This window comes from Arsukibacterium sp. (assembly GCF_041616895.1).
GTDB lineage: Bacteria > Pseudomonadota > Gammaproteobacteria > Enterobacterales > Alteromonadaceae > Alishewanella.
The window spans coordinates 21,192-29,861 of the sequence record NZ_JBFJPY010000039.1 but is presented as its reverse complement, the minus strand read 5'-3'; the positions used below and the strand labels follow the sequence as shown (position 1 = coordinate 29,861).

The 8,670-nt window shown below is 47.9% G+C and carries 8 protein-coding genes; 3 read left to right on the top strand and 5 right to left on the bottom strand.

Annotated features, from left to right (window positions below):
- Positions 1-166 precede the first annotated feature (166 nt).
- The 5 genes from ABY802_RS08625 to typA all read right to left on the bottom strand — a co-directional run bounded on the left by ABY802_RS08625 (position 167) and on the right by typA (position 5,127).
- Entirely contained in the window at positions 167-787 is a 621-nt protein-coding gene (locus ABY802_RS08625) for a restriction endonuclease (protein WP_372626641.1), read from the bottom strand.
- 105 nt (positions 788-892) lie between these two features.
- Positions 893-1,822, bottom strand: a complete 930-nt coding sequence (locus ABY802_RS08620; RefSeq protein WP_372626640.1) for a YiiD C-terminal domain-containing protein — start codon at positions 1,820-1,822, stop codon at positions 893-895.
- 30 nt (positions 1,823-1,852) lie between these two features.
- On the bottom strand, positions 1,853-2,290 hold the full coding sequence (gene dtd, locus ABY802_RS08615; RefSeq protein WP_372626639.1) for a D-aminoacyl-tRNA deacylase: 438 nt from the start codon (positions 2,288-2,290) through the stop codon (positions 1,853-1,855).
- Positions 2,287-3,153: a virulence factor BrkB family protein gene (locus ABY802_RS08610; RefSeq protein ID WP_372626638.1), complete on the bottom strand. Its 867-nt coding sequence runs from the start codon at positions 3,151-3,153 to the stop codon at positions 2,287-2,289. Before ABY802_RS08610 ends, dtd begins: the two co-directional genes overlap by 4 nt.
- Before the next feature lie 135 nt (positions 3,154-3,288).
- Positions 3,289-5,127, bottom strand: coding sequence for a translational GTPase TypA (gene typA / locus ABY802_RS08605; protein WP_372626637.1), 1,839 nt, complete (start codon positions 5,125-5,127; stop codon positions 3,289-3,291).
- Positions 5,128-5,474: 347 nt separating this feature from the next.
- On the opposite strand from typA, the gene glnA reads away from it, so the two are divergent.
- The 3 genes from glnA (at position 5,475) to glnL (ending at position 8,667) form a co-directional block, all read left to right on the top strand.
- The gene (glnA, locus tag ABY802_RS08600; protein ID WP_372626636.1) at positions 5,475-6,884 is read left to right on the top strand and encodes a glutamate--ammonia ligase; all 1,410 of its coding nucleotides are present in this window, start codon (positions 5,475-5,477) and stop codon (positions 6,882-6,884) included.
- 121 nt (positions 6,885-7,005) lie between these two features.
- Positions 7,006-7,521, top strand: a complete 516-nt coding sequence (locus ABY802_RS08595; RefSeq protein ID WP_372626635.1) for a DUF4124 domain-containing protein — start codon at positions 7,006-7,008, stop codon at positions 7,519-7,521.
- An 81-nt stretch (positions 7,522-7,602) separates the two neighbouring features.
- The gene (gene glnL / locus ABY802_RS08590) at positions 7,603-8,667 is read left to right on the top strand and encodes a nitrogen regulation protein NR(II) (protein WP_372626634.1); all 1,065 of its coding nucleotides are present in this window, start codon (positions 7,603-7,605) and stop codon (positions 8,665-8,667) included.
- The last annotated feature ends 3 nt before the right edge of the window (positions 8,668-8,670 follow it).

Sequence of the window (8,670 nt, the reverse complement as noted above, 5' to 3'; positions counted from 1 at the left end):
TTTAAAATAAGTTAAATTGATTTTATAGCAACTGGATAGGCGCACATAAAAAAGCTGGCCGAAGCCAGCTATGCAGGAAGTGAAGCAGTCCATGTTTATTATTTTGATTCCTTTCGCTGCTGAATATCGCTTTTTTATTGCTAAAAATCCTGATGAAACTTTGATATTAGCTCTGAATTAGTGGTACTTGCTGAAATTTTGCGCGCTTTTGCTGTTTTCTTAAACTTTTGTTGTCCAGCAAGCGAATATTCGCTTCCTGGGCAAAAATCCAGGCCTGATTAGAAAAACCACCACTACTGACCACAATGCCATCGGCAATATCAATTGCCAGCATTTGCTGAAACATGGTTCTTACCTGTGAAATGTCGACCGGAACACAACTGTGTTGCACATATACCAGGGTATCACGTTGCGCATGCAGCAGTTGGAAATCAGCAGCCAGTTTGTCACTAATCAGCCAGCTGCCTTGCCTGCTTAGCAGACGTTGCGCATCCTGTAAAAACTGTTGCTGCCGACCGCCACCTGCTAGCATAGCCCGCAAGCGCTGATTAACCCCGGCCAGTCGGTGCTCGTCATCAAGCTCCATAAAGGCCAGAACATTGCAGCACAGTGCTACCACAAACATCAACACAAAGGCCCACAACATAAAGGTTGACCAAAACGCGCTCAGCGTCAGGTTTTTATCACTTAATAACAAAGAATGTTCTGCAAAGAATAAATAAACACCACCGGCCATAATGCCCAGCACGGTGCTAATAGACGAAACCCATAGCCACTTATTTTTCATACCCGCCTCAAACCTGTGTTGCTTGAGGTTTATTATCTGCCTGTACTGACCATCCTGCTTTACCAAGTTTTGATAAATGCTTTATAAATAGCGGCAGCGACAATGTTAAGCGTTATTTACCACAGATAATTCAGGCAGGACGATATAATCGCCGATAAATTCGGCGCAATATTCTGTTTGGCAATAAATACCAACCTTGATGCGTTGCCGCACTTTTTCACCCTGCGCCAGTGGTGTTAAGTCACCGTGGCAATCCAGTAATTGGCAGCGGGCTTGTGGCGCACTGGCAACAGGGCGCCGATAACGGATAGTGGCATTGGCTAATACCTGAGCGCCCTGTAACCCAGCGGCCTGTAATTGCATATACAACATACCCCAACCTGTTAAGGTCGCCAGCGTATAAATACTGCCGGCAAACATGGTCTGGTGTAAATTGATATTAGGCGCCAGCGGTGCGCTGCAGTTCAAGGCGTAGCCATTAAAGTCCGTGATCTCAAGCTGCATGTACTGGCTAAGAGGAATTGTCTGCTGCCAGGTTTCAGCCAGTTGCTGTTGCCATTGCTGAAACTCCTGTGCAGTGCCCTTCAGGCGCAACGTTTTGGCCATTTTCAGATGGGCAATGCCAAACATAGGAGCCGCATCGCCAACCAGCTGGTAGCCTGACTTCTGATAAAAGCCAACGGCCTGTTCTCTGGCATTCAGTTGCAATAACGTTAAACCACCCGCTACAGCCTGCTGCTCCAAAGCATGTAAAATACGGTTACCTGCACCCATACCGCGGGCACTGTCGGCCACTGCCATATAACGGATCTGACCGGTTGTATCATCAAGTTGGTGTAACCGGCCAATGGCCTGCACGATACCATTGTTGTCAACAAGCATAAGATGATAAGCCTGCGCTTCAAACTCATCCCGTTCAGAGCCTGGAGGTTGCTGCCAGGGCGCTCTCAGCACCTGCCAGCGCAATTGATAATAGGCATCCCAGTGCTCTGCTGTTTTCGGGCTGGTTAGTTGCCAATTGCTAGGTAATAACATGAGGTGCTCATTATTCATCAAAGAGTAGAACTAACTGGTTAACATAAACGTGACCGGGCCATCGTTAGTAAGGCTAACCTGCATATCTGCTGCAAAACGCCCCGTTTGTACTGGCAGGTCAAGTTGCGTTAATTGCTGTACAAATTGCAGATAAAACGATTCTGCCATGGCCGGAGCGGCTGCAGGACTAAAACTGGGTCGTAAACCACTTTGGGTATCTGCTGCCAGGGTAAACTGTGATACTACTAATACGGCACCGCCAGCCTGGCGCACATTTAAATTCATTTTACCGTTACTGTCACTAAATAGCCGGTAATGCGCCACTTTATGCGCCAGCTTGTTTATTGCAATCTCGTTGTCCCCTGCCTCAACCGCCAACAACACGACTAATCCGGGACCAATAGCACTGATTTGCTCACCTGCTACCGACACCGATGCCTGACTTACCCGCTGAATCAGCGCCTTCATGCCTGCGATGCCCCGCTCTTTTCTGCGTCCTCAAGCTCAGCCCGTTGCTGCAGTAAGGCGGTAAGCTCAGCGCCGAGCAATACCACCAGCCAGGATAAATACACCCAAATAAACAGAATGGGTACCAGAGCTAATGCACCATAAATGGCCTGATAAGCTGGAAACTCACTGACATACAAAGCAAAACCGCGTTTAAAAAACTCAAACAATACCGTTGCCAGCAACGCTCCCCATAAAGCATGGCGTACTTGCACTTTAATATTAGGCACCAACAGATACAGAATAAAAAAAGCCAGTAGCGACATAGCATACGGAATAAGCCACAGGACAAAACTGGAAATACCAGGCGTATAATCGTCGGCGTAACGGCTAAAGGTAGCCAGGTAAGAAGTAACCGCAATTGAAGTGCCAATAAGCACCGGGCCAAACGTTAAGATCATCCAGTATATTGAAAACGAAATAATCGGCCGTGGCCGCTGGTCTACCCGCCATATTTTATTTAGGGTTTTGTCGATATTGTAAATAAGCAGCAGCGCTATCACAATCAGCGCCAATACGCCTACCGCGGTCATGCCACCGGTATTACTGATAAACTCATTCACGTAGCTTTTAATCTCCTCGCCACGGGTAGGAATAACATTAGCAAAAATCAGCTCTTCTAAACGGCCGCGCATTTCAGAAAACATTGGAAACATGCCCAGCATCGAAAACACAACCGCAATCAATGGCACCAGCGACAACAACGAAATATAGGCCAGATAACCACCGACAATGGTAATTTGATCCTGCTGACAGCGCTGGAAATAAGCCACAATGAAATTCTTACCCTGACGTAAATACCGCAGCAGTTTTGGCTTGTCCATAGCAGCTCCTTAAACCCTGATAAAGGCGAGAATACGCGAAAAATCAAGGGCAGACCAGTACCTAACGCTATCGTTAGTGTTACCAGAAACAACAAAGCCAGCAATAAGCTGGCTTTGTTTTATAGCAGAAAACGCTTAGGCAGCAGGGCCACGGCTGGCGCGCTTACGATCGTTTTCAGTTAAATGACGCTTACGGATACGGATAGATTTAGGTGTTACTTCTACCAGCTCGTCGTCGTCGATAAACTCAAGTGCCTGCTCCAGGGTGTAACGCACTGGTGGAACCAGGTTAATCGCTTCGTCAGTACCTGAGGCGCGTACGTTAGTTAATTGCTTACCTTTTAAACAGTTAACTGTTAAGTCGTTACTACGGCTATGAATACCGATAACCTGCCCTTCATACACTTCTTCTGCGTGACCGATAAACATTTTACCGCGTTCCTGCAACGAGAAAATAGCGTAACCGGCTGCTTTGCCCACGGCGTTTGAGATCATCACGCCGTTCATGCGCTGACCAATTGTGCCGCCTTTATGCGGGCCATAGTGGTCAAAGCTGTGGTACATCAGGCCGGTGCCTGAGGTGATGGTCATAAACTCAGTACGGAAACCAATTAAACCACGGCTTGGCATGTTGAAATCCATCCGGATCCTGCCTTTACCGTCTGGCTGCATGTTGGTTAAGTCAGCTTTGCGCTCACCCATCCGCTCCATAATGGCACCCTGGTTCTGCTCTTCGCAGTCGATGGTCACGTTTTCCATCGGTTCCATTTTTGCGCCATCTACTATTTTCATGATAACTTCAGGGCGTGATACCGCTAATTCGAAACCTTCACGGCGCATGTTTTCAATTAATACGCCTAAGTGTAACTCACCGCGACCCGACACTTTAAACTTGTCACCGTCTTCAGTCTCTTCAACCCGCAGCGCCACGTTGTGTTTCAGCTCATGGGTTAAGCGCTCTAAAATCTGACGTGAGGTAACGAACTTACCTTCTTTACCGGCGAACGGAGAAGTGTTTACCTGGAATGTCATGGTAACAGTAGGCTCATCAACCTGCAGCGCAGGCAATGCCTGCACTTTGGTCGTACTGCAAATGGTGTCAGATATTTTCAGCTCACCAAGGCCAGTAAAGGCAACAATGTCACCTGCTTGGGCTTCTGGCGTCTCTACCCGCTCCAGGCCTAAATAACCAAACACCTGGCCAACTTTGCCGTTACGCTTGCTGCCATCAGCACTAACAATAGTCACCTGCTGGTTCGCTTTTAACGTACCACGCTTGATCCGGCCAATACCGATAATACCCAGGTAGCTTGAGTAATCCAGCTGTGACACCTGTAACTGGGTTTCGCCATTCAATTCTACAGCTGGCGGCGCCACGTGCTTAACAATAGCCTCGAACAAATCAGTAATATCTGTTTTAGGTTCGTTATAGTCTAAGGTTGCCCAGCCATTTAATGCTGATGCGTAGACAATGGGGAAGTCTAACTGCTCGTCAGTGGCACCTAAGTTGTCGAACAAGTCAAATACCTGGTCGATAACCCAATCAGGACGTGCGCCCGGACGGTCGATTTTGTTCACAACCACAATCGGCTTTAAACCGTGTGAGAACGCTTTCTGGGTAACGAAGCGGGTTTGCGGCATTGGGCCGTCAACCGCATCTACCAAGAGTAAAACAGAGTCTGCCATAGACAGAACCCGCTCTACTTCACCACCAAAATCGGCGTGGCCGGGGGTGTCAAGAATATTGATGTGGTAGCCGTTCCAGCGTACCGAGGTATTTTTAGCCAGGATGGTTATACCGCGCTCAGACTCCTGAGCATTGGAGTCCATCATCCGCTCCTGCAACTTAGCCCGGGCATCAAAGGTGCCTGATTGTTGCAGCAGTTTATCTACCAGGGTGGTTTTGCCGTGGTCGACGTGCGCGATGATGGCAATATTACGCAGTTTATCTAAAGTTGACGCGGTAACGCTCATGAATCAATATCCTCTGTGGCACTAGATGACCATAATGACCACCAGGCAAACGCTTTTCAAAAGTAAAGGGCGCATATTCTACTCTTTTTTTTCACAGAAAGAAAAAGGCGTTGTGCTCATTGACGGTTTTTTTTTAAACAGAGCCAAAATCTCAGCTACACTTTGCTGTTATGGTGATGCACCATTAACGGGCGAAGCGGCACCACATTGGTGCAACCAGGGTTGCAACGCACTGCACCAAAGCAACAACCCCTTTAAAATCAATATGGTTATATGTTGGCATATATCTGGCATTTAACAGGGCAATCACTATTTCAGTGTTCAAATCGGTTCAATTGGAGGAATGCATGTCTGCATCGGAAGTATTAAAACTAATTAAAGAAAACGACGTTAAATTCGTAGATCTGCGTTTTACCGATACTAAAGGTAAAGAGCAACATGTCAGTATTCCGGTAAGTCAGGTCACTGAAGACATGTTTGAAGATGGTAAAATGTTTGACGGCTCATCTATTACAGGCTGGAAAGGCATTAATGATTCAGACATGATTCTGCTGCCAGACCCAAGCACTGCCGTGCTTGACCCGTTTTTTGAAGAAACTACCTTAAACGTAACCTGCGATGTAATTGAACCCAGCACGATGCAGGGTTATGACCGTGATCCACGCTCTATCGCTAAACGTGCTGAAGAATACTTAAAATCGACCGGTATTGCCGATACCGTATTGTTTGGCCCTGAGCCAGAATTCTTTATGTTCGACGATATCCGTTTTGAAACCACTATGGCGAGCTCGTTCTTTAAAATTAACTCTACTGAGGCAGCCTGGAACTCCGGTACCGCCTATGAAGATGGTAACAAAGGCCATCGCCCAGGCGTGAAAGGCGGTTATTTCCCATTACCACCGGTAGATTCAGGCCATGATATCCGTAGTGCCATGTGTATGGTGCTGGAAGAAATGGGTCAGGTAGTTGAAGCGCATCACCACGAAGTGGCCACTGCTGGCCAGAACGAAATAGCGACCCGTTTTAATACCCTGACCAAAAAAGCAGATGAAGTGCAGCAGTTAAAGTACGTTATACACAACGTTGCTCACCTGTATGGTAAAACCGCTACGTTTATGCCTAAGCCGCTGGTTGGCGACAATGGTTCAGGTATGCACTGTCACCAGTCACTGGCCAAAGATGGCGTAAACCTGTTTGCTGGTGATAAATATGCAGGTTTATCAGAAATCGCTCTGTACTATATTGGCGGTATCATCAAGCATGCTAAAGCGGTCAACGCCTTTACTAACCCGTCAACCAACTCGTATAAGCGTCTGGTACCACACTTTGAAGCACCGGTAATGCTGGCGTACTCTGCCCGTAACCGTTCAGCGTCAATTCGTATTCCACTGGTACCAAGCGCCAAGGCACGCCGGATTGAATGCCGTTTCCCGGATCCGGCAGCGAACCCTTACCTGGCGTTCACCGCTCAGTTAATGGCTGGCCTGGATGGTATCCAGAATAAGATCCATCCTGGCGATGCGATGGATAAAGACTTATATGACTTACCTGCTGAAGAAGCGGCCAATATTCCACAAGTGTGTACCTCGTTAGATGAAGCGATGGACGAGCTGGATAAGAACCGCGCTATATTTACCAAAGGCGGCGTAATGTCTGACGCGATGATTGATGCCTATATTGCCATTAAACGCGCAGAATCTCGTCGGGTGGCCGTTGCTGTCCATCCGTTGGAGTTTGAACTGTATTACAGTGTTTAACTGACGCTGCCCCTAATATGGCCCACCTAGGTGGGCCTTTTTTTTGTAGAATTCTTTTTTAAAGCGCGCTAAAGTGTAGCGATAATAATGAAAATGCAACATCAATGGATTTGACAAGCACATGAATAAGTTACTGTTGTTATTAACTTTGCTGATAATCATGCTGCCATTGCAGGCGCAGGAAAAGCGTATTTTTGTCACCAAAGATGCAAATGGCGTCTTAATATTCTCTGACAGCCCGCAGCCGGGCGCCCAAGAAGTTAACCTAACCAGTCGTCCCAACATCATGGAATCAACCGGCACTAACCTTCCAGGCAGAAAACCGGTAGAACCAGAACCCTTTAAGATTGAAATAGCACAGCCTGAAAATAACGGCACCGTGCGCGATAACACAGGCTCAGTTTACGTGTCTGGCCGCATTACCCCAATGTTTCAGCGCGGGCTGCAAGTGCGGCTGGTCGTTGATGGCACCCCATTAAGCGAGCCACAAAATAAGGCCACCTTTATTCTGCGCAATATAGAGCGCGGCGAACACAAGCTGCAAATGGAACTGTTTGATCAAAGCGGCAAGCTTATTGCAACTAGTCCTGTCACAACCTTCTATCTTCATAGAGCGTCGGTAATTAACCCCAATTAGGGCAGTCCAGGCTGTATTTCGGCTATAAACCGATTACACTGCCAAACACCTGCACTAACTTGGTGCAACAGAGGTGGCAGTGTGACAACCCAAAGCAAACAACCCGATTTTATGGCCCTGGCCGAGCAGCTTACTACTGCGGTGCTGTTACTCGACTGTGATTTAATGCTGCGCTATTTTAATACCGCATGCTGTGCCGTAATGGGTTTGGGTGAAAAACGTTTAACGGCGCAGTATTTTCCGGGTTTGTTCCAGCATCTGGATATTAAGGCCGGCCACCTCAGTGCGGCCCTTAGCAGTAAACAAGGCTTCAGTGTCAGCGACGTACAAGCGGTGCTGCTTGATGGCCGCCATTTGCTGCTTGATATTTCGCTGACCGTCAGCGAGCAACCGGCCAACCATCTGTTACTTGAACTGCGTCAGGTTGATCAACAGCGCAAAATCAGTATGGAAAGTTTGCAGCAACATCAGCATTTAGCGGCACGGGAGTTAATCCGCGGCCTGGCTCATGAGATTAAAAACCCGCTAGGCGGGTTGCGGGGCGCCGCGCAACTGCTGGAAGAATCGCTGGATGATGAACAAAAAGAGTATACTCAGCTTATTATTGCCCAGGCCGATCGCTTACGAAACCTGGTTGACCGCTTACTTGGCCCCTACCGACCACCGCAAAAGCTTGTTGCCAATCTGCATCAGGTAATCGAACAGGTACTGCAGCTTGCCCAAATGGATAACCCGGGCAACGTGCGGTTCAGCCGCGACTATGACCCCAGCATTCCGGACTTCTGCTTTGACCCGGAACTGATAGAGCAAGCCTTGCTTAATATTGTTCGCAACGCGCAACAAGTGCTGCCTGAACATGGCGCAATTTGCCTGCAAAGCCGGATTTTGCACCAGCATACCTTAAACGGTAAGCGTTATAAGCTGGTGGCTTTTATCAAAGTGATCGACAACGGCCCCGGTATACCCACTGAAATTAAAGATACGCTGTTTTATCCGATGGTAAGCGGCACTGCTGGCGGCACCGGACTGGGCTTATCGATTGCCCAAACCCTTATTCATCAGCATGGCGGCTGGATCGACTGTGACAGCTGGCCAGGTCAAACTGAATTTACCTTATATTTGCCTATATCAGACACGGAGGAATAACGC